This window comes from Sphaerisporangium sp. NPDC051017, from assembly GCF_040683095.1.
GTDB lineage: Bacteria > Actinomycetota > Actinomycetes > Streptosporangiales > Streptosporangiaceae > Sphaerisporangium.
Window position 1 is genome coordinate 1 of the sequence record NZ_JBFBCI010000031.1, and the last position, 20911, is coordinate 20911.

Sequence of the window (20911 nt, forward strand, 5' to 3'; positions counted from 1 at the left end):
ACCGCCCTCCGAAGGTCGTCGCCATCCAGATCCTGTGACACATTGACATCCGGCTCCCGCCGGAATCGCCGGCCGGTCACGCCCCTCAGGCGTGACCGGCGGCGGGCGGTGCGACAGGCCATGACGCCGACCACTGCGACCGGTGCAGGTACCGCCCTCTGTTCGTCAGTCAACCAGGTAATGGGCTTCGATGTAGGCGACGGTGGAGTCATACGGCTCCCCCACCGGCTTCAACATGTACCGGCGGAAGACCGCCGCGGTGGCGCGACGGACGCCTCGGTTGCGAGCGTCGGCGTTGTCCCATGACCGGGAGAGGGTGCGGGTGACCACCTGGTCGATCTCCTCGGCCAGGTTCCTCTCCGTGACCGTGAGTCCGGGCGGCGCGTGGTCGTGGATGATCCGCGACAGGACACCCACGTGGTCGTCGTCCAGCACAACGACGGCTTCGTCGGGGTGCTTCTCGGCGTTCACGATGGCGCGAGCGATCCGGAGTGCTTCGGACAGGAACGCCAGGGCGTCCTGGGAGTTCTGGATGATCCGGTCCCGCAGCAGCTTGATCCGCTCCGCGAGGGCGGTGTACTTCGCGGACCCCGGTTCGACGCCCCTTTCGAGGGCGGCCTTGATGTGGTCCAAGATCTCCGCCGCGGACGGCGGCGTCTTGTCCTCGCCGTCGTCCTTGTCGGGCTTGGGGCGGACGAGGGCCAGCAACTCCTTGAGGATGGCGATGCCCTGGGCGTCCAGGACGAGGGCTTCCTCCTGAGAGGCGACCACGGAGAAAGAGTGGACATGGGCATTGATGATCTCCAGGACCATCGGCCCCAGCTCGCTCAGCCGCTCCTTCCTCTCCTCGTCGGAGGACTTCTTGAACAGGGTCGTGTACACGGACCCGAACAGCCCGAAGCCGTCCCGGTACTTGGTGATCCGCTTGTCGGTATTGATGAGCGGGTACAGGCGGGCCAGGAGCCGGTAGTCCCTGGTGAACACCTCGGCGGCGCCAGGGTTGCCGTCCAGGAAGGCGTTAATGGCTCGCACGGACTCGTATCCGTGGACCGTGAGGTCCAGGCCGTCCACGTCTACGAGAAGGTCTTCGATGCGGGCGAAGGTGGTGCGGAACTCGGCGACCAGCTCGGACAGGTCGGTGACGAACCCGCCACCCTTGCCGGCCCCCGGCGAGGTGGGGTCGACGACGGCCCGCTGGACCTCTTCGGCCAGGCCGATGTAGTCCACGATCACGCCGGAGGTCTTCACGAACCCGGTCGGGGACACCCAGGTGCGGTTCGGGCGGGTGATGGTCTGGAACAAGGTGTGGGCCTTCAGCGGCTTGTCCAGGTAGAGGACGCCCTCGTTGGGGGCGTCGAACCCGGTCATAAGTTTCGCGGTCACGACGAGGAAGCACAGCGGGTCGTCCGAGGTGAGGAACCGCCGCTTCTGCTCCTCCTCCTCGGCCTCCGAGAGCTGGAACGGCCGCAAGGCGGGGTCTTCGTCCTTGGAGTCCGAGACGGAGATGTTCACCTCGGCGGTGATCCGGTCATGCTTCCCGACCTCGGCGAGCACCTGTGACGCCTCGAAGCCGGCCAGCAGCTCGTTGAGCTTGTCCGTGTACGCCACGGCCAGCTCACGGTTGTAGGCGACGACCTGGGCCTTGAGGCCGTTGCGGTAGGCGCCGGCCAGGTAGTGGTCCACGATGTCCTGGCAGACCGCGTGGATGCGGTCGGGGTTGGCGAACACCGAGGTGAGCCGCCCGAACTTGCGGGACAGGGCCTCACGGTCGGGATCGTCGAGGTCGAAGTCGTCGGCGAACTGGTCGAACTCAGCCTGCAACGCCTGGTCGTTCATCTCGAAGGCGACCGGGTGCGGGTCCAGCATGACCGGGACGGTCGCCCCGTCCAGCAGAGAGCGGGACACCGAGTACCGGTGCAGCACCCTGTCCGGGTCGGTCTCCTCGCCGAAGAGGGCGAAGGTGTCGGTGGCGAGGTTCCTGACGGGTGTACCGGTCATGCCGAAGAACTTCGCGTGCGGCAACGCTGCGCGCATCTGCCCGGCCAGGGACTTCGACCTGGCGGACTGGGTGCGGTGTGCCTCGTCGACCAGCACGATGATGTTGCCCCGGGTCGACAGGTTCTTGCCGGCGTCGGCGAACTTGTGCACGGTCGTGGAGATGACGCCGCGCACATCGTCGGCCAGCAGGGAACGTAACTCCTGGCTGGTGGCGGGCTGGTGGAAGTAGGCGTCCCCCATCGCGGAGGTGAACACCCCGGAGGTCTGCCGGACGAGCTGGGTCCGGTCCGAGAGCAGGATGATCGTGGGCGACTCGGTGCGGGTGTCGGTCAGCAGCAGCGAGGCGGCGAACACCATCAGCAGCGTCTTCCCGCTGCCTTGGTGGTGCCAGATCAGACCCTTCGACCCGCCCTCCAGGACCCGCTCGTGGATCAGGTGGGCGGCCTCCATCTGCGGGTAGCGGGGCAGGTACTTCTTGTCCACCCCACCCCCGGAGGTGTCGAAGAGGGCGAAGTTGGCGAGCATGTCCAGGACGGTCGCCGGGTTGAGCAGCAGCCCGACGGAGCGATGCACGTCGGCCTGCCCGGACAGGTTCTCGTCGTCGGCGGTGGACCGGAACGGCTGCCACAGGTTCGTGGGCGCGCCGGCGGCACCGAACCGCAGCTTCAGCCCGTCGGAGGCGACGGCGAAGACGTTGGGGGTGAAGAACCACGGGTACTCGGTGGCGTACACGTCGTTGATCTCGCGAGCGGCGTCCGCCCAACCGGACTTCGCGGTCGGCGACTTCACCTCGACCACGACCAAGGGCAGGCCGTTGACCCAGTACACGAGGTCGAACCGGCGGGAGGTCTTACCGGGGACGGTGATGATCACCTCGTCCGACACGACCAGCGTGTTGGCCTTCGGGTGCTCGAAGTCGATGACCTTCAGGACGTGCCACACGCCGTCGGCGTCCCGGAACTCCTTACGCCCGCGCAGCAGGTGCAGCACCTGCTCGTTGGCCCGCACCAGCCCGCCTTCGACGGCGTTGACCGTGGCGACGATCTCCTCGACCACCGTGTCCACGTCGAACCCGTCGATCACTCCAGGGTTTAATCGGACGATGGCGTCCCGCAGCTCGCCGGCGACCACCGTCTGCGTCGTCTCACGCGGCAACGACCTGCCCGCTGTGAAGGACCAGCCCATGGGGAGGGACCACTGGATCATCAGGTTCTGGAACTCACGCTCCCGAATACCCTTCGCCACGACTCAGACCTCCAACTCGGCGGACTCGATGTCGATGGTGCGATCCAACAACCCCGCCAGCAGCGCCGCCCGAACTTTACGGAGACGGGCGGCCTCCGCGCGGATCACAGCGACCTGCCCTTCCAACGCATCCAATGCCTCCGACGCCTGCTCCTGCTCCGGCCGGGACGGGACGGGAAGCGCCACCGACAGGAGCTGGTCGGGGTTGAGTCGCTTACGGCGCTGCACGGTCCCGACGACCCTGCTCTGCATCTCCGCCCACAGTCGAGGTGTCCGGCAGACGTGCTTCATCCACCCCGGGGCGATGTCAGCGGCGAGAGTGAAGGTCGGGAACTCGTTGCTCGCCACGAAGCCGTCGAACTCGGCAGGAACCACGGTGATCGGCCCCTCCCAAGCAGTCAGCTTCCGCATCACCACCTGGTTCTCCCGAAGGACGTTCATCGCGGTGTATTCGGTATCTGCCCCGTCGAACTCACCCTTGTCCACAAGACCCTGGCCGGCATTGAGAACTCCAGCGAGGCGGTAAGTCGTTCCCGCTTCCATCGGGATCCGTACGACGTCGAGGTCCATCACGTTGCTAAGAAACCGAGACTCCGCCTCATCGCCCTCAGCGGTACACCAGAGCAGAGACGTCGCGGCCCGATACACGCCTTCCAGTGCTCCCGCCTCGTCGTCGAGCGCGCTGATCTGGTCGTCAACCGCACCGATGACCTCAACGATCTGCTCCTGAGCCGGGATCGGCGGAAGGGCGATGGATACCAACGCGATGCTACTGGCAGACAGCTCAGTCTGGTTGGTGCTCCCCGTCTGCAGGGATTCGAAGTCCGCCTTGCGGGTTGAGAGCGCCAGACCTGCAAATCCCAACGCGAAGCGCTCGGGGTCAGGACGCACAATGGTGACGTGAGAGTCGGCGGTCACGGGCTCGGGTAGCTCGCGGAGTTCTGCAGCCCGGCCAAGCGTGCCACGGCCCGTGGAGTTAATGAGCACATCCCCGACCCGAAGGCGAGCGTATTCGGGAAGCGCCCGCGAGAGGTCGGTTCGGCGCGCGAAAGAAAAGTCGATCCGATTCTCGTCACGGACACACTTTTGGTTAAACACCAGGCAGCCCTCATCAACGTACTTCGGGGCCTTCCCCCTCTTGATGGAGCGGCAGGCGTCCCCGAGCGTCGTCTCGACCCACTGGTCACTCATCGAAGCCCTCGATTCCAGCTTCAGCGAGGACTGTGAGCATGCGCTGCTCGGTCTTCTGCCGCTCGGCTCGGGCGAGGTTGTAGGCGTCGATGAGGGTACCGAGGTCTTCCTGCTCGGCGGCGGCCTGCTTGATGTAACGGCCGATGTTGAGGTCGTACCCGTTCGCCACGATCTCCGTGGTGGGGACGAATCGCGCCGAGAGTCCACCATCTCCGTCGGGGTCCACCGGGTTGCCGTCGGCGTCGAATTTCGCGTGGTAGGCGGTCACGATGTCGGCGATGTCGGCGTCGGTGAGGATGTTGCGATTCTTGGCCTTGGTGAACCGCTTGGAGGCGTCGATGAACAGCACTCCGCCCTGCCGCTCCTGGGCCTTGGTGCCGGGCGCACGGAACACCAGGATCGCCGTGGGGATGCCGGTGTTGTAGAAAAGATTGGCAGGCAGGCCGATAACCGCTTCGAGCAGATCGTCGTCCAGGACGCGCTGTCGAATGGCTGCTTCCTGGCCGCCGCGGAAGAGGACGCCGTGGGGCAAGACGACGCCGGCACGCCCCTTCTTCGGGCCTATGCTGGCGATCATGTGCTGCACGAACGCCCAGTCCGCCGACGACTGCGGGGCGACCCCGCCGAGGGTGCGCGGGTCTTTGGTCCAGGGCTTCCACTTCAGGCTGTAGGGCGGGTTGGCGACGATCACATCGAACTGCGCGATGGACCCGTCCGGCTTCTTGAAGCGCGGGTCCTTCAGGGTGTCGCCGACCTCGACCTGGAACTGGGTGAGGTTGTGCATGAAGAGGTTCATGCGTGCCACACCCGCGGTGTCCGGGACGGCCTCCTGCCCATACAGGCGGAGGGTGTACCCGTGGCCTCCGCGAGCCTTCAGGAGGTTCGCCGACGCGATGAGCATGCCGCCCGACCCACACGTCGGGTCGTACACCGACTCGTAGCCCTTTGGGTCCAGGACCTCGACGATCAACTCGACGACCTCACGCGGGGTGAAGAACTGGCCGGCTCGGGTACCGGACCCGTCGGAGAACCGCTTCAGCAAGTACTCGTACGCCCCACCGAGAACGTCGTGGGACATGTTGCCCTCGTGCATCTTCGGGGTGCGGTCCATCGCCTGCATGACCGCCGCCAGCACCTCTCCCGACAGCACCTCTTCGGAGGTCCAGGTCATGGACCCGAACAGGCGGGAGAACTTGTCAGGGTTGGCCGTCTCGATGGCCTGCAGAGAGTTGCGGACGCGCTTGCCGAGGCCGGGCTGGGTGATGGTGGCGAGGATGGACGTCCAGGAGGCGCGACGCTGCTGGACGGTACCGGGGTGGATGAACGGGATCTCGAACGACTGGTAGTCGCGGTACTCGATCTCGCGGGCTTCCTCGACGGAAAGGCCGTCCAGGCCCTCGTTTTCGGCCAGGAACTCCTCGTGCTGGTGCTCCCAGGTGTCCGACAGGTACTTCCAGAACATCAGCGGGAAGACGACGGAGGAGTATTGCGCTTCGGGCATCGCCACACGCAGCTCATCAGCGGCATCCCACAACCGGTTCTCGATCTCCTGCTGAGTCACTGCCATCAATGGGGGGTGTCCTTGCTCGTCAAAGGGGGGCGGCCCGAAGGCCGTGGTCCTGCTGGTCACCCGATTTCGGCATGCTCGGCACATACGCGCTGGGCGTGTCCTACGGGATGAACACACGCAGGGCGTCGTACTCCCTGCGCGGGCGATCTACCAACGATATCCCTCTATAGGATCACGAAATTCAGCAAACGACCCAAACAAACGACGCGCCCCAGTAGTGGCCAGACGCCCCCCGCTGGGGCGTCAGTTGGCTTGGTCGTCACCAGGCGAGCGGAGCCGGCGGCACACGTGAAGCACCCGAAAGACCGCGCCAAGCAGCTTGGATCGATGGCGGAACCTAGTTGGCGGCGGCGTGCCGCCGCGGTCGGCGAGTTCGTTCGGCAAGGGCGAAAGCGCTGGTGGGTGGACGGCCCGGGTCGCCGCCGGCCGGGGACCGCGCCCACGCCGCCAGCCCGGTTGGCATGCGGCAGAGGGCCGGGTACGGCTGAGTGTCCGCCGCCCGCAAAAGTGCTGTCAGCCGACCAAGGTGGCCGGAGCGGTCCAGTGATTCGGCTACCGGGCCGCGAGCATGAAAACGGACCGATATGGGAGCGCGTACCAGCGGGTTGGCGAACCAGTCGTAGACAAACCGCTCATTCGATGCTAACGACCGCCCCGCGAGTCATCGAGATCAGCGAACTACGAAAGCAGGGCTCGATACAGATAATGCACTTTGACCGCATATCGGGCGTCCGATTTGCCTGTCCGATCACCTCACCGGCCGCAGTTCCGTATTTTCTCTTGCCGAAGCTTTGAACTCCATGTATGTGTCATGTTGCACGACATCCCCCCGCGTCGATAGGACATGACGAATGACCGCGAATGAGGACTTTTTCCGCGAGAAGCGCGCTGCGGCGGTGTTTAAGCACGGCATCCTGAGGCGCTACCCGGTGATCTTCGCCTCAAAGGCCGGTTCCCGGGTTGAAGATCGCCGAGTTGTGTTCGTAGATGGCTACGCAGGTCGGGGACGCTACGAGGACGGTTCACCCGGTTCCCCCCTCCTTCTCGTACAGGCCGCCGAGTTCGTCACCAAGTTCCGTAATGTCACCGGCGTTTTCGTGGAGAAGAACCCTCAGCACTACGCTCGCCTGGAGCGGTTGCTTGCCGAAGAGGCACGCGGGCTGAATTTCGAGACCCTGCAAGGTGATCTCGGAGAGCGGTTGCCGGAGGTCCTGTCCAAGGCGCGGGACGCGGCACTCTTCGTGTTCCTCGATCCTTTTGGCACAGCGCTCGCCCACGAGGAACTCCTCAGGATCCTGCACAGGAAGGGGCCACCGACGGAGGTGCTCCTTCATTTCAGCGTGAGCGCGGTGGCCCGCCTGGGGTCCGCCGTCAAGCAGATGCACGCTCATGTAAACCTGCCGCCGGAGGACGAGAAGAAGATCGACCGGCTGAATCGCTTCCTCGGCGGCGACTGGTGGCAGACCTACTTCGCACAGGTGGACGGGGCCGAGGATCTCGGTACGGCGACGTCTGCGGCCCTCGCTGTCTGCGACCAGTATCGCAAGATCATTAAAGACGAGACCGCTTACGACTCGGTGAGCATGCCTGTGCGGCCGCATCCGGACAACCAGCCGAGATACGTCCTCGTGCTGTTCACCGGTCACGTGGAGGGAAAATGGTATTTCGCCGATGCCCTGGGCAAGGCGGGAATGGACTGGCATGAGGCGTGGCGCAACGACGTCGTGACCAGGCGGCGCCGCAAGCAGGAAGCCCTCGGCCAGGGGGCTCTGTTCGAGATGGAGACCGAGCCCCCGGTCTTCGACCGCGATAGGTACAGAAAGACCGAAGAACCGAAGTGGATCGCGGCCATCGAAGAGAACCTTCGGGAACTGCTGGCGGCCTATGGAACGTTCCGCATGGCCGATCACGTGGCAGAGGTGTACGGAACCACTCTGGGATCAGCGTGGATACCACATGTGCGGAAGGCGGCGCAGAACCTTCACGAGACAGGGCTGATCGGCGATATCGGGAAAGACAAGCGACTTCACCTGGACGCGATAGTGCCGATCACGCCGTCATAGGACGGTATGAGGGAGGGGCGCCCGGTCCACGCGATGGCATCTGGTCCCATGTGCGTCCATCCAGTATCCGGCCACCGGCCTTAGGGGTTCTGCCTCCCCATTGCTTGAAGAAGAAGGCGACTTCGTCACGAAGACACTGATCACGCAACTGGCGCACCCAGTCAGGATCGACCGGTCGAGCGCCAGAACCGCTCTCGCCACCGGCGATCAGCCAATGGACGTCGGCAAGGTCGAGTCCGTTGAGCGAACCGAGCAGGGGTTCCGCGGAGATGAATCGCACGGCCGCCGGCACACGTCGTAGCGCCGCGACTCTGGCGGTCGTCTGTTCGTTCTCGACGCTCACCCCCATCCAGACGTTCTCTGGCCACGGCAGTCGGTGAGCGATGCGTGCGAGTCTCGTGGCCCGCTTTGTCAGCACCTGGTAGGTGTGCTGGGGCGTCGCCGCCATGATGTCGAAAACTCGGCGCACGAAGTCGACGGGGACCCGAGCGTGGAACAGATCGCTCATGGAGTTGACGAAAACCAGTCGTGGTTCGCGCCAGCGCAGGGGCGCGCTCAGGGTGTCCTCATGCAGGGTCACCCCGAACCCTGGCCCGCTGGTGCGAGGATCGCCGTCACGCTGGTACTTCGCGGCTCCCATGGCTTTGAGGCGATTCGCGAGCGTAAGCGCGTAACAGTTGTCGCAACCAGCCGAAATGCGATCACACCCTGTCGTAGGGTTCCATGTCACTTCAGTCCATTCGATCCGGCTTCGGCCAGCCATTACTCGCTCCGTCCGCTTTGGGCTGCGCTAAGTACCCGCACTCCAATCCCTGACCATTGATACACCACACCACTAACAATTTTCTCGCGATCCCAGATGCGGACAATTTTGGCCCCCGACCCTCAGGCTCCCGGTCGCGCGTGGCAGGTCATATCGGTGAGCAGGTCGTCCCAGTCGGTCAGGAAACGCTTGAGGCCGCATCTCGTCAGGGCGGCGGCGAGCCGGTCCGTCCCATGGCACCTCGCGCGCGCTCGCGGGCCACGGGTACGTCCGGGCCCGGCCGCGGCCGTCGGGGCCGCGGTCCGGGGTGAGCGGGACGACGTACTCGTGGGGGCCCTGGACGAACGCCGTCGCCCAGGACCCGTGCACGTGCCAGAGAAGGACCCTCACGTGGGGTCCCCCGCCTCGCGAGGGCGGTCCTCGGAGGCGGGGGGACGTCGCGCGTGCCTGCGGCGGGCCGGGGTGACCTCATGGGGAGGCGGTGGCGCGGCGAGCGTGCCGCGCCGGCCGTGGGCGCGGAAGGCGGGGGTGTCGTCGCGGGAGGGGTGGGCGCCGGGGGTGAGGAACCGGCGGCGGATCGGGGGCGGTTCGACGCAGTGGCCGGCCAGGGCCATGTCCACGGCGGCGTCGAGGTCGGGGGCGGTCTCGCGGGCCTCCGCCGTCTCGGCGGGCAGGGTCTGCGGGGTGGGGACGAGGATGCCGCGGGCTCCGGCGGCGCGGGCGGCCTCCATGTCGCCGCCGATGTCGCCGATGACGACGCAGTCGCGCGGGGTGACGCCGAGGACGCCGGCCGCGCGGAGGATGAGCCCGGGTGCGGGCTTGCGGCATCCGCATCCGTCCCCGTCGTCGTGCGGGCATACCGCCCAGATGTCGAAGGGCCCGAGCAGTTCCTCCACGCGGGCGTTGACGGCGTCCAGGGCGGCGGGGGTGATGAGTCCCCGGGCGATGCCCGCCTGGTTGCTGACCACGCCGATGGGGATGGACGCCGCGCGCAGCCGGTCGAGGGCTTCGCGGACTCCCGGCAGGGGCGTGACACGGCCGGGGTCGGCGTTGTAGGGGACGTCGATGACGAGCGTCCCGTCGCGGTCGAACAGGACGGCGGCGGTCATGTGCTCGACGCAGGTCAAGGTGACACCTCCAACCAGATCGTTCCGTGGGCCCCGTATGCCCCCGAACGACCTCCAGGGTGGGAATCGTCCGGATCGGGCCCTTATGCACTGTTGGTCACGTTTTCGGGCGCATCAAGTCGCGCGCGGGTGATGGTGTCGTCATCGTGGGTGCGACGCGGGTGCCCTCGCGGCGTCGTGGGCGTGCCCCCCATGGCTCCCCATGGCGTTGGGGCTACCCGGGGAGTCGACCGACAAACCCCTGCCAGTCGCTACTAAGCGTGACATAGCTCAAGCTTCCCTCCTTACTACCTCGACTTATGCGCAAAGCCCCGTTTGAGAGCCGCTTCGCTCGGTAACCAGACTCCCGCGGCCCTACGGAGGTAAGCCCATGGTGGACGACCCGCGCGACGCCCTCGAATGCTTCGGCTCCGCGCCGGTGGACGTGCTCGCGATCGGGCCGTACGTCGTGCGGCGGCAGGAGGTGCACGCCTCATGATCACCGTGGTGATTCCGACCATCGGGCGGCGGAGCCTACGCCGGCTGCTGGCCGCGCTCGGGCCCGACGTGGACACCATCGTGGTGGACGACCGGCCGAGGTTCTGCCCCTCGCTCGCGGTCCCCCCGCACGTCCGCGTGCTGCGCACGGGCGGGCGCGGCCCGGCGGCGGCCAGGAACGCGGGATGGCGGGCTGCCACGACGCAGTGGGTCGCGTTCCTGGACGACGACGTGCTGCCGCCGCCCTGGTGGATGGACGCCCTGCTCACCGACCTGTCCGGGCTGGACGAGGGCGTCGCGGGCTCGCAGGGACGCCTGGACGTGCCGCTGCCCGCGGGACGCCGGCCCACCGACGCCGAGCGGAACACGGCGGCGCTGATGCGCGCGGGGTGGGCGACGGCCGACATGGCGTACCGGCGGGACGCGCTGGAGGCCGTCGGCGGGTTCGACGAACGTTTCCCGCGCGCCTACCGCGAGGACGCCGACCTCGCGCTGCGCCTGCTCAAGGCGGGGTACCGGCTGGTCAAGGGCCGGCGCGTGACCGGGCATCCCGTGCGCGACGACGGCTTCTGGACCAGCGTGCGGGCGCAGCGCGGCAACGCCGACGACGCGCTGATGCGCCGCCTGCACGGGCCGGGCTGGCGCGCGGCCGTCGGCGGCGCCCCCGGCCGCCTCGGGCGTCACGCCCTGACCAGCACGCTGGGCCTGGCGGCGGGCGCGTTGTTCCTCGTGGGAGGCGGCCGGGCGGCGGGAAGGGTGCCCGCCGTCGCGGCCGGGCTGGGGTGGCTGGCGCTCACCGCGGACTTCGCGTGGGCAAGGGTCGCGCCTGGCCCGCGGACTCCGGCCGAGATCCTGCGGATGCTGGTCACCAGCGTGGTCATCCCGCCGGTGGCGTGCGCCCACAGGCTTCGCGGTGAACTGCGAGCGCGCCGGTGAGCGGCCTCGCGAGCGGGAACGGGCGGGCCTGTGGCAACGGACGGCGGCATCCCGCCGCCGGAACCGTCCTCGCCGTGCGGCTGGACAACGCCGGGGACGTGCTGCTCGCCGGGCCCGCGATCCGTGCCCTCGCGGCGGGCGCGCGACAGGTCGTGCTGCTCACGGGCCCGAACGGCGGCGCGGCGGCGCAACTCCTGCCCGGCGTGGACCGGGTGCTGGAGTGGCGCGCCCCGTGGATCGACCACGACCCGCTCCCGCTCACCCGCCCGCATGTGAACAAACTGCTCGCGTTCGTCGACCAGGCCGAACCCGAACTGGCCGTGATCTTCACCTCCTTCCACCAGTCGTCGCTGCCGACGGCCCTGCTGCTGCGGCTGGCGGGCGTCCCGCGGATCGCCGCGATCAGCGAGGACTACCCCGGCTCGCTGCTCGACGTCCGGCACATCGTGGACGAGACCGTGGACGTCCCCGAGCCGGAGCGGATGCTGGACCTCGCCCGCGCCGCCGGTTTCGCGCTGCCGCCCGGCGACGACGGCGCGCTCGCGGTGCGCCGTCCCCTCCCTTCGGTGGACCAGTTCACCGGCCCGCCCGGGTACGTCGTCGTGCATCCCGGCGCGTCGGCCCCGGCCCGCATGTGGCCCGCCGAGCTGTACGCCGGCGCGGTGCGGGAACTCGCGCTGGGCGGGGTGCGCGTGGTCGTGACCGGGGATCCGGACGAGCAGGCGCTCACCGCGCGGGTCGCCGGGGCCTACGGCACCGACCTCGGGGGCGTCACCACCTTCCCGGAGCTCGCGGCCGTGCTCGCGGGCGCGTCGGCGGTCGTGGTGGGCAACACCGGCCCCGCGCACCTGGCCGCGGCGGTCGGCACGCCGGTGGTCAGCCTGTTCTCGCCCGTCGTCCCCGCCGCGCGCTGGGCGCCGTACCGCGTGCCGGTGGTCTTGCTGGGCGACCAGCACGCGGCCTGCCGGGGCAGCCGGGCGCGCATGTGCCCCGTCCCCGGGCATCCGTGCCTGGCGTCGGTGACCGCCGAGGAGGTCGTCCGGACCGTCCTTCGCCTGGTGGAGGTCGCCGGCCCGGAGGCCGCGGGGATCGAGGAGGGCCCGGCGGGCATGAAGGAGGGGGTGCGATGAGGATCGCCATGGTGTCCGAGCACGCCGACCCGCTCGCCGCCCGGGAGACCTCATGGCCGTGACCGACACGCCCGGCGAATCCGGCGCCGCCCTACGGCGACGCACCACCCGATGGACGTTCACGAAACGCACGTCAACCGGCGAACCGGCCGACAGCGACCGGCCCCCCGAGGCGAGGACGCCCCACCGCCTCCCCGCACGCGTCCCCCAGACCGTCCCGCGGGCGGAGCCGCAGCCCGAGCGGCGGCCGTACGCGCGGCGGCCCGCGAAGCGGCGGATCACCACAGGTGAACCGGCGGCGATCGTGCGGAGCGCGCCGACCGGGCGGCGGGTGCCGGGACGGCCGGCCGACGCCCCCGTGCTCCCGCCGCCCGAGGGCCGTCACATCGCCCTGTGGACGGGACGGCCGGGCGACCCGCACGGCAACCGTCCCGACCCGGGGCTGCTGGAGATCGGCACCGAGACCGTGCTGGACGCCGCCCTCTGTCTGCTGGAGGCAGGGGTGGCCCGGTGAAGTCCCGCGCCGCCCAGGCACGACCCCCGGCGGCACAGGCACAGAGCCCGGCGACTCAGCCGACTCAGCCGACTCAGGCGACTCAGGCGACTCCGGCGGCTCAGGCGACTCCCGCGGCTCAGGCGGCGCGGACGGCTCCGGCGGCGCGGACGGCCCGGCGGGTGGTCGTGACCGGCGGCGCCGGGTTCCTCGGCTCGCACCTGTGCGAGCGGCTACTGGCCGGTGGCGCGTCCGTGATCTGCATGGACAACTTCCTCACCGGCTCGCCCGCCAACGTGGAGCACCTGATCGGACGCCCGAGGTTCCACCTGATCGAGTGCGACCTGACCGGGTTCGTCCACGTGCCGGGCGACGTGGACGTCGTCCTGCACTTCGCCTCCGCCGCCTCGCCCACCGACTACCTGCGCCACCCGATCGCGACGCTGAAAGTGGGCAGCCTCGGCACGCTGCACGCGCTCGGCCTGGCCCGCGAGAAGGGCGCCCGCTTCGTGCTGGCGTCCACGAGCGAGGTGTACGGCGACCCGCTGGAGCACCCCCAGCGCGAGACGTACTGGGGCAACGTCAACCCGGTCGGGCCAAGGAGCGTGTACGACGAGGCCAAGCGGTTCTCCGAGTCGCTGACGACCGCCTACCGCCAGTCCCACGGCGCCGACACGGGCATCGTGCGGATCTTCAACACCTACGGCCCGCGCATGCGGCCCCACGACGGCCGCGCGATCCCGACGTTCGTCCGCCAGGCGCTCATGGGCGAGCCGATCACGGTCACCGGCGACGGCGCCCAGACCCGCTCGGTCTGCTATGTGGACGATACCGTCGAGGGGGTGCTCCGGCTCGCGGGCAGCGGCTTCCCGGGGCCGGTGAACATCGGCAACCCGTCGGAGCTGTCCATGCTTGAGCTCGCCACCATGATCCGCGACCTCACCGGCTCCTCCTCGCCGATCACGTTCGTGGACCGGCCGGTGGACGACCCCGCCGTGCGCCGCCCGGACACGTCCCTGGCCGCCGACCGGCTCGGCTGGCGCCCACGGGTGGACGTGGAGACCGGCCTGCGCCGCACGATCGCATGGTTCGCGCGCACACTACGGGAAAAGAGCCGCCCCGCGTCCTGACACCCCCGTGATCACGCGCCGTCGGCGCGGCCGAGGGCGTCGGGGTTGGCCGCGAGCAGCGGGAACCGAGGCGGCGGCGGTGCCCGCTCCGGCGTGCGCGAGGTCTCGACCGCGGGGAAGCTCGTCGAGCGACTCAGCTGATGCCGTGGTACAGCATGCCCGCACTGTTGTAGACCATGTGGACGACCATGGCAGGCCAGATCGAGCCCGAGAGTCGGAGCACCAGCCCCGCGGCGAGACCGACGAAGAACGCGATCGGCATGATGCTGTTGATGCCGTGCGCGACGCCGAAGATCGCCGCGCTCACGATCACGCCGATCCAGGGACCCCAGCGGAACAGGAAGTTCGCGAGCACACCACGGAACAGGGCCTCCTCGCCTATGGGCGTCAGTACGCCGCCGAGCGCGACCGTCGCCACAAGAGAGAGCACGCCCGAACGCGCGGCCTCGCGGTAGGGCTCCTGGACGGCCTCCGACCCGGGGAAGAATGGGTCGACGATCGCCGAGATCGGCCAGCTGAGCGCGAAGCACGCGAGGGCGATCGCGATGGCCGCGAGCAGCCAACCGGGATGCACGCGCCGCATCCCGAAGGGGCGGACGTCGCGGATACGGATGAGTACGGCGACGGCGAACGCGCCGAGCGGCGCGAGGCCCGAGATCAAGAAGTTCAGGTGGCCAAGAGAGATCGGGGAGTCGGCCGGTAGCTTGAGGCCGATCACGCCGCCGATCAGGGTCAGGATCACGAACGTGAGCACGGCGACGCCGAGCTCGGGCCAGCCAGGCCGGACGGGCGTGCGCGGGCTCTGGTCAATGAGGGCTTCATCCACAGTGCTCATGCCAGCAGTCTCTTCCCTGCCCCAAGGGCATGGTCAAGCGCCTTGATCCACCGGCCAGGAGACCGCCCCCGCTAACGCCGGACCCGGCCGAGGAAACCGATCGGGCGGGCCGGACGGCACCGCCGCGAGGTCATCCCTTGGCGTGGGCCCAACGTAGGAGCCGCCGGTGACGGCCCGTCAATACCCTGAGCGGGGTGAGGTGCAAAGAGGAGTAGCTTGAGCGGGTCGACGACGTTGAACGTGAGAGTGTCGTCGCCGGCCTGCGCGGCGGATCTCGTTCTTGGACGTTCCGGCATGGTCACACGCGGTGAGGCGATCGGCGGCGAGGCGGGACGATTCGAGTTGAATCCACTCCGGGCCGTTTCCGGCCCACACCGCCAGGCGCTCACCGGTACTGGGCAAGGAAGTCCACCGCAAGCCTGGGGGGAGCGGTCATGTCGGCTTCTCCGTTCCGCACTAGGCGAGAAACTCGAGGACGCGCGGGATGACGGCGTCCGGGGCTTCGAGGCAGGGACTGTGACCCGCGGTCTTGATGCGCCAGAGTTCGGCGTTCGGAATCGCCTCGAACATCTCGTCCGACCAGGCCGGCGGGCGGGCCTGGTCCTGGGTCCCGGAGATGATGAGCGTCCGTGCGGTGATCAGAGGCAACAGGGCAAGTGCGCTCTCCCGCTGGACGACGCCCCGTGCGGCATGAGCCAGCCTGGGGGAGAGCTCGCTGAGACGCTTGGTCCACGTCTCGTGAATGTCGGAGCGAGCCGGGTCGTTGAGAACGGTCGCCGCGAACAGGATGCCCTTGACGAAGTCGACGACCTCCGGGGTGAATCCCTCCCGCTCGAACTTGTCGACGAATGCCCCGAACAGGTGGAGATGCTCGTCGGTCTCGGCTCTCGCCGACGAGCCCATCAGCACCAGCTTGCCGACGAGATCGGGCCGGCGAGCCGCTATGCGGACCGCGACGTCGCCGCCCATCGACTGCCCGACGATCGACACAGAGGTGAGAGCGAGCCGCTCGACCAGGGCGAGCACGTCGTCGGTGCACTGATCCATGGTCACGGTCGCATCGACTTCGTCCAGGCGGCCGGCCTGCCCGAGGAACTCCGGCGTGATGAACCGGAAGCGCCCGGCTCCGGCGGCGGCAAGGCCGTCGAAGGCGCGCGGATCGAGGAACAGCGAGTGCAGGCAGAGCACCGGGCTCAGATGCGATTCACCTGTGTCGATGGTCATGGGAACTCCAGATCTTTCGTGGTGAGGGGCCGAGGCGCGCTCATCGTCCGACGGTATGAGCCGCGTCAGCGGCATGTCAATATATGAAGTATATTTCAAATAGTGAACTGTGCGATATTTGACATATAGTTCATAGTTTGAAACGGTGCGGGACATGACCACTGTCTCCGACGTCATCGCAGGTGCACTGGCCCGTCACGGGGTCGAGACGATCCTGGGCCAAAGCAATCCGACCGAGTTGATGCTCGCCGCCGAGCGCATCGGAATCCGCCAGATCCTGTACCGGACGGAGAACGCGGGCGGCGCGATGGCCGACGGGTTCGCTCGGATCTCCGGCCGGATCGGGGTGGTGGCGGCCCAGAACGGCCCTGCCGCAGCCCTGCTCGTCGCCCCGATGGCAGAAGCCCTCAAGGCGTCGATACCCATGCTCGTGCTGGTGCAGGAGGTGCCGTCACACAGTCGCGACCGCAACGCGTTTCAGGAGCTGGACCACTTCGCGCTGTTCGCGAGCGTCTCGAAGTGGACGCGGCGCATCGATGATCCCACGCGTGTGGAGGACACGATCGACCAGGCGTTCACCATGGCCAACAGCGGACGGCCCGGGCCGGTCGTCCTGCTCGTCCCCCGAGACGTCCTCGGAAAGCCCGCTGAGCCAGGGCGATTCGCACGCACTGCGGATCTTGGGGCCTTCCCGCTCGACCGTCCACGGCCGGACGCCGCCGCGGTGTCGCGAGCGGCGCAGCTCATCGCCACGGCGCGGTCACCCCTGGTCGTCGCGGGCGGCGGAGTGCACGGTTCGGGTGCGGTGGCCGAACTGGCCGCGCTGCAGAAGATCGCCCACCTACCTGTGGTCACGACGAACATGGGCAAGGGCGCCGTGGACGAATCGGGTCCGCTGTCACTGGGGGTCGCCGCCAATATCACCGGCGAGCGCGGACCCGCGCACTTTCACCTCTCCCTGATCTCCGGAGCCGATGTCGTCCTGCTGGTCGGTACCCGGACGAATGAGAATGGCACCGAGGGCTGGACACTGACATCCCCCGACGCCACCTATATCCACATCGATGTCGACCCGCTCGAGGTGGGACGAAACTATGAGTCCATACGCCTGCTCGGCGATGCCCGGGCCGCGCTCGTGGACCTCACGGCCGCCCTGGCGGCAACCGATCTCACCCCCCGCGTCGCTCGGTCAGAAGAGCTCAGAGCCACCATCGCCGCCGGCCGTCGGCAGCACTTCGAGGCCGTCACCCCGCTGCTGGAATCCGCTGAGACCCCCATTGCCCCGGAGCGCCTTTTCGCCGAGCTCGGCCGGCTCCTGGACCCCGACGACATTGTGGTCGCCGACGCCAGTTACTCCTCGTTCTGGGTCGCCGGCCACCTCCTGGCGAAGCGGCCCGGCCAGCGCTTCCTCATGCCACGAGGTCTGGCGGGTCTCGGCTGGGGACTGCCTCTGGCCCTGGGAGCGAAAATCGCCGCGCCTGGGCGACGTGTCATCGCGGTCGTCGGCGACGGTGGCTTCGCACACGTCTGGTCCGAGCTGGAAACCGCTGTGCGAGAGCGCCTTCCGGTGACCGTCGTGGTGCTCAACAACTCGGTCCTGGGAGCCCAGCGGCATGCCGAGAATGCCGTGTTCGGCGAAACGACCACCGGTGTGGAGCTCGACCCCGTGGACCACGCCGCCATCGCGACCGCCGTGGGGGCCACGGGGATCGTGGTGGATCACCCGGACGCCATCGCCCCCGCATTGCGGACAGCGTTGGACTCCAGCCACACCACGGTCATCGACGTGATCGTTGACCCCGACGCCTATCCGCCCGTCCGGGCGTTCGACGCGTTCACCGACCGGCTCAACGCCCCGCTGCATCGGGCCGCGCCTGCCTCACAACCTGATAATTTCAAATAGTGAACAGCACTTCGGACAAGCCCCCCCAGCAGACTCTGCAAACAGTCGAGCGAGCGCTGAGCTTCCTCGAATACGTGGCCGCCGCCGAGCCCGCGCCGACGGTGCAACAGGTCTCCGTCGGCCTCGGCTTGAACATCACGACCTGCTACCACCTGATGCGGACCCTGCTCGCGCGTGGCTACCTCGAGCGCCGAGCCGACGCCACACTCCGACTCGGAGCCGGCGTGGGCGCCCTGTTCCGGACCTACCAGCTCAGTTTCAACATCAACGACAAGCTCGCGAGCATCGTCAGCGAGCTCGCCGGCACGACTGCAGAAACCTCGTTCCTGTCGACTCTCGACGACAAGAACCTGATCTTGAAAGTTCTGGTCGAAGGGTCGCAACCGCTGCGTGCCAGCGGGCTCTACGTCGGCCTCACGGGCAACGAGCCGCACCGTGCGTCGGGCAAAGCCGTACTCGCCCACGCCGATGCCACGCTGCGGGACGAGATCATCGAGCGCAACCTGACCGGCATGCCCCCGGCCGCCCAGCGGCGATTTCGCGCGGCTCTGCCACAGGAACTCGAGGAGGTCCGGACAAGGGGGTGGGCCGTTGACATCGACTCCACCCCCGGCATCACGGCGATCGGTTCCCCGTTCTTCAAACATGACGGTTCCGTAGCCGGTGCCGTCGGAATCGTCGCACCGACATCGCGGTTCAGCGAAGCCCAGGACAAGCTGGTCGGCACGGTGCTCGACGCGGCGACCAAGGCAACGGCAGTCCTCGCTCTTGCTCCATGAAGCCGCACGCCGCATACCTGCGCCCCACCCCGACGACCCCCGAAATCCAGGTCGGCGCATGAGCAATGGTCAGCGGGTCATCGCGGGGGAGCCTCCGGTCAGGTAGAAGGTGGTGCCGTCGGCGCGGGCGTCGAGGGCGGCGTGCAGCCTTCTGATCAAGTAGGACGGCATCACGTCGCGGGCCTGGCGCAGGTCGAAGAAACCGTGCTCGTCCAGCTCCTCCTCCTGCAGGACGACGCCCACTCCGTCCGGCAGGGTGCCGCAGTCGAACAGGAAGTGGATCAACGGCATCGGGCGGTCGCCGAAGGGCGGCACCCAGTGGACGCCGAGCAGCCGTCCCACGGGCAGGAACAACCCGAGTTCCTCGTGGACCTCGCGGGCGCACGCCTGGTCGGGCGTCTCGTCCTCGTCCACGTGGCCACCGGGCCAGATCCAGTGGTCACGGTAGTTGGGTTTGACGAGCAGCACGCGCCCGGCGGGGTCGGTGATGAGCGCGCCCGCCCCCGCGAGCGTCTTGTTGATCGTCGTGTAGAACTCCGACGGTGGGATAGTGGCCATGATCCGACCGTAGTGCGGCGGTGAGACCTACCGCCCTCTAGGGGCTTCCCCGTACCCGTCAGCTTCTCGGCCTGACGTGAAGGGCCGAGCTTGCAGCTCCTCACCGTGGGCGCACCTGGGGGTAAGGGAACCGCACCACCCCCGGGTAACGGTTCAGAAACAACGAAAAAGTAATATATTGCCCATGCCCGGTGAAAGAACGTCACGCAGGGTCTGGATCATCTGGGCGACGGGCGTTCTGGCCTACGCGATCGCGGTCTTCCACCGCCAGTCCCTCGGCGTGGCGGGCATCGAGGCAAGCGAGCGCCTCGGCATCGGCGCGGCCGGGCTGTCGACGCTCGCCATGCTGCAGATCCTCGTCTACGCGGCGATGCAGATCCCGGTCGGAATCCTCGTCGACCGGCTCGGCTCCAAGCGCATGCTGCTCGTCGGCGCGGGCCTGATGGCCTGCGGGCAGCTCGTCTTCGCCGTCTCCGGCGGCCTGTTCGACGCGGTCGCCGGCCGGGTGCTGGTCGGCTGCGGCGACGCGATGACGTTCATCAGCGTGATCCGCCTGGTCAACGTCTGGTTCCCGGCCCGTCACAACCCCGTGGTCGTCCAGCTCACCGGCCTGCTCGGGCAGGTCGGCGCCATCGTCGCGGCCGTGCCGCTGATCCAGGCGCTCCACCACTACGGCTGGACGCCCACGTTCCTCACCGCGGGCGCGCTCGGCGGCGTCTCGCTGGTGATGGTCGCGGCCGTCCTGCGCGACGCGCGGCCGAACCGGGTCACCGAGCGCCCGCGCCTGCGCGACGCGTGGGCGGAGCCGGGCACCCGGCTCGGCATGTGGACCCACGCCGCCACCCAGTCGTCGTCCGCCGCTTTCCTCCTGCTGTGGGGGTATCCGTTCCTCGTCGAGGGCCAGGGGCTCACCCCCGCCACGGCGGGCGTGCTGCTGAGCACGCTCACCCTGCTCGGCATGGCGTTCGGGCCGGTGCTCGGCTACCTCGCCGGACGCCACCCGTTCCACCGCTCGCGCATGGTGCTGCTCGTCATCGGGTCCACGGCGGCGGCCTGGGCGGTCGTCCTGCTGTGGCCGGGACGAGCGCCGCTGTGGGTGCTCGTGCCGCTCATCGTCGTCATGGCCTGGAACGGCCCCGGCTCGATGCTCGGGTTCGACTTCGCCCGCACCTTCAACCCGGCCGCGCGCATGGGCATGGCCAGCGGCATCGTCAACGGCGGCGGCTTCGTGGCCACCGTGTCGGTGATCGCGCTCATCGGCGCCGTCCTCGACCTGCGGGGAGGCAACACGCTGGACGACTACCGGTGGGCGTTCGCGACGCAGTTCGCGGTCTGGGGCCTCGGCGCGGTCCAGGTGCTCCGCTACCGGACCCAGGCCCGCAGGATCGCCAGGGAGACGCTGGCCCGCGCCGCCGAGGCCGCCGAGGCCGAGCTACGCGAGCCCGCCTAGCCCAGTGAGCCCGGTGCGCTCCGTGAAGGGGACGGGAAT

At 68.5% G+C, this 20911-nt stretch carries 16 protein-coding genes and 1 pseudogene; 8 read left to right on the forward strand and 9 right to left on the reverse strand.

From position 1 onward, the window contains the following. Positions 1–165 precede the first annotated feature (165 nt). Genes AB0M95_RS23520 through AB0M95_RS23530 form a run of 3 tightly spaced genes read right to left on the reverse strand, consistent with a single transcriptional unit; the run spans position 166 to position 6001 of the window. The gene (locus AB0M95_RS23520; protein WP_363768281.1) at positions 166–3243 is read right to left on the reverse strand and encodes an HsdR family type I site-specific deoxyribonuclease; all 3078 of its coding nucleotides are present in this window, start codon (positions 3241–3243) and stop codon (positions 166–168) included. Positions 3244–3246: 3 nt separating this feature from the next. Next, positions 3247–4434: a restriction endonuclease subunit S gene (locus tag AB0M95_RS23525; RefSeq protein ID WP_363768284.1), complete on the reverse strand. Its 1188-nt coding sequence runs from the start codon at positions 4432–4434 to the stop codon at positions 3247–3249. Further along, positions 4427–6001, reverse strand: a complete 1575-nt coding sequence (locus AB0M95_RS23530; protein ID WP_363768287.1) for a class I SAM-dependent DNA methyltransferase — start codon at positions 5999–6001, stop codon at positions 4427–4429. Before AB0M95_RS23530 ends, AB0M95_RS23525 begins: the two co-directional genes overlap by 8 nt. A gap of 854 nt (positions 6002–6855) precedes the next feature. On the opposite strand from AB0M95_RS23530, the gene tcmP reads away from it, so the two are divergent. Further along, complete coding sequence (gene tcmP, locus AB0M95_RS23535) at positions 6856–8067, forward strand: three-Cys-motif partner protein TcmP (RefSeq protein WP_363768290.1); 1212 nt, start codon at positions 6856–6858, stop codon at positions 8065–8067. Here the strand turns inward: tcmP and AB0M95_RS23540 are convergent. The 3 genes and pseudogenes from AB0M95_RS23540 to AB0M95_RS23550 form a co-directional block, all read right to left on the reverse strand. Continuing rightward, complete coding sequence (locus AB0M95_RS23540; protein WP_363768293.1) at positions 8054–8830, reverse strand: phage Gp37/Gp68 family protein; 777 nt, start codon at positions 8828–8830, stop codon at positions 8054–8056. The genes tcmP and AB0M95_RS23540 overlap by 14 nt on opposite strands. 234 nt (positions 8831–9064) lie before the next feature. Beyond that, positions 9065–9220 (reverse strand): annotated as a pseudogene (locus tag AB0M95_RS23545) (glycosyltransferase family 1 protein); the annotation flags it as partial. Continuing rightward, complete coding sequence (locus AB0M95_RS23550; protein ID WP_363768296.1) at positions 9217–9957, reverse strand: HAD-IIIA family hydrolase; 741 nt, start codon at positions 9955–9957, stop codon at positions 9217–9219. The pseudogene AB0M95_RS23545 and the gene AB0M95_RS23550, both read right to left, overlap by 4 nt. A 474-nt stretch (positions 9958–10431) precedes the next feature. Here AB0M95_RS23550 and AB0M95_RS23555 point away from each other — a divergent pair, with 474 nt between their 5' ends. The 4 genes from AB0M95_RS23555 to AB0M95_RS23570 all read left to right on the forward strand — a co-directional run bounded on the left by AB0M95_RS23555 (position 10432) and on the right by AB0M95_RS23570 (position 14123). Further along, complete coding sequence (locus AB0M95_RS23555; RefSeq protein ID WP_363768299.1) at positions 10432–11370, forward strand: glycosyltransferase; 939 nt, start codon at positions 10432–10434, stop codon at positions 11368–11370. Positions 11371–11444: 74 nt separating this feature from the next. After that, complete coding sequence (locus AB0M95_RS23560; RefSeq protein ID WP_363768462.1) at positions 11445–12500, forward strand: glycosyltransferase family 9 protein; 1056 nt, start codon at positions 11445–11447, stop codon at positions 12498–12500. Between the two features lie 52 nt (positions 12501–12552). Beyond that, positions 12553–13014 carry a hypothetical protein gene (locus AB0M95_RS23565; protein WP_363768302.1) on the forward strand — a complete coding sequence of 154 codons (462 nt, stop codon included), beginning with the start codon at positions 12553–12555 and terminating at the stop codon, positions 13012–13014. Positions 13015–13175: 161 nt separating this feature from the next. Next, a complete protein-coding gene (locus AB0M95_RS23570) occupies positions 13176–14123 on the forward strand; it encodes a UDP-glucuronic acid decarboxylase family protein (protein WP_363768304.1) in 948 nt (315 codons plus the stop codon). A gap of 133 nt (positions 14124–14256) precedes the next feature. On the opposite strand, the gene AB0M95_RS23575 is transcribed toward AB0M95_RS23570, so the two are convergent. After that, a complete protein-coding gene (locus AB0M95_RS23575; protein WP_363768306.1) occupies positions 14257–14958 on the reverse strand; it encodes a type II CAAX endopeptidase family protein in 702 nt (233 codons plus the stop codon). Between the two features lie 456 nt (positions 14959–15414). Next, a complete protein-coding gene (locus AB0M95_RS23580) occupies positions 15415–16182 on the reverse strand; it encodes an alpha/beta hydrolase (protein ID WP_363768308.1) in 768 nt (255 codons plus the stop codon). Between the two features lie 154 nt (positions 16183–16336). On the opposite strand from AB0M95_RS23580, the gene AB0M95_RS23585 reads away from it, so the two are divergent. Then, positions 16337–18085, forward strand: coding sequence for an acetolactate synthase catalytic subunit (locus AB0M95_RS23585; RefSeq protein ID WP_363768310.1), 1749 nt, complete (start codon positions 16337–16339; stop codon positions 18083–18085). Then, the gene (locus AB0M95_RS23590) at positions 18085–18864 is read left to right on the forward strand and encodes an IclR family transcriptional regulator (RefSeq protein ID WP_363768311.1); all 780 of its coding nucleotides are present in this window, start codon (positions 18085–18087) and stop codon (positions 18862–18864) included. Before AB0M95_RS23585 ends, AB0M95_RS23590 begins: the two co-directional genes overlap by 1 nt. A gap of 69 nt (positions 18865–18933) precedes the next feature. Here the strand turns inward: AB0M95_RS23590 and AB0M95_RS23595 are convergent, their stop codons facing one another. Then, a complete protein-coding gene (locus tag AB0M95_RS23595) occupies positions 18934–19422 on the reverse strand; it encodes an NUDIX hydrolase (RefSeq protein WP_358518311.1) in 489 nt (162 codons plus the stop codon). A gap of 184 nt (positions 19423–19606) precedes the next feature. Here AB0M95_RS23595 and AB0M95_RS23600 point away from each other — a divergent pair, with 184 nt between their 5' ends. Next, entirely contained in the window at positions 19607–20872 is a 1266-nt protein-coding gene (locus tag AB0M95_RS23600) for an MFS transporter (protein ID WP_363768315.1), read from the forward strand. Positions 20873–20911: the final 39 nt, after the last annotated feature.

What these genes read in the sequence shown, in the direction of transcription:
- AB0M95_RS23525 (WP_363768284.1), bottom strand. Translation starts at nt 4,434, where the DNA reads ATGAGTGACCAGTGGGTCGAGACGACGCTCGGGGACGCCTGCCGCTCC.
- AB0M95_RS23580 (WP_363768308.1), bottom strand. Translation starts at nt 16,182, where the DNA reads ATGACCATCGACACAGGTGAATCGCATCTGAGCCCGGTGCTCTGCCTG.
- AB0M95_RS23540 (WP_363768293.1), bottom strand. Translation starts at nt 8,830, where the DNA reads ATGGCTGGCCGAAGCCGGATCGAATGGACTGAAGTGACATGGAACCCT.
- AB0M95_RS23530 (WP_363768287.1), bottom strand. Translation starts at nt 6,001, where the DNA reads ATGGCAGTGACTCAGCAGGAGATCGAGAACCGGTTGTGGGATGCCGCT.
- AB0M95_RS23565 (WP_363768302.1), top strand. Translation starts at nt 12,553, where the DNA reads ATGGCCGTGACCGACACGCCCGGCGAATCCGGCGCCGCCCTACGGCGA.
- AB0M95_RS23575 (WP_363768306.1), bottom strand. Translation starts at nt 14,958, where the DNA reads ATGAGCACTGTGGATGAAGCCCTCATTGACCAGAGCCCGCGCACGCCC.
- AB0M95_RS23585 (WP_363768310.1), top strand. Translation starts at nt 16,337, where the DNA reads ATGACCACTGTCTCCGACGTCATCGCAGGTGCACTGGCCCGTCACGGG.
- AB0M95_RS23595 (WP_358518311.1), bottom strand. Translation starts at nt 19,422, where the DNA reads ATGGCCACTATCCCACCGTCGGAGTTCTACACGACGATCAACAAGACG.
- AB0M95_RS23600 (WP_363768315.1), top strand. Translation starts at nt 19,607, where the DNA reads ATGCCCGGTGAAAGAACGTCACGCAGGGTCTGGATCATCTGGGCGACG.
- tcmP (WP_363768290.1), top strand. Translation starts at nt 6,856, where the DNA reads ATGACCGCGAATGAGGACTTTTTCCGCGAGAAGCGCGCTGCGGCGGTG.
- AB0M95_RS23555 (WP_363768299.1), top strand. Translation starts at nt 10,432, where the DNA reads ATGATCACCGTGGTGATTCCGACCATCGGGCGGCGGAGCCTACGCCGG.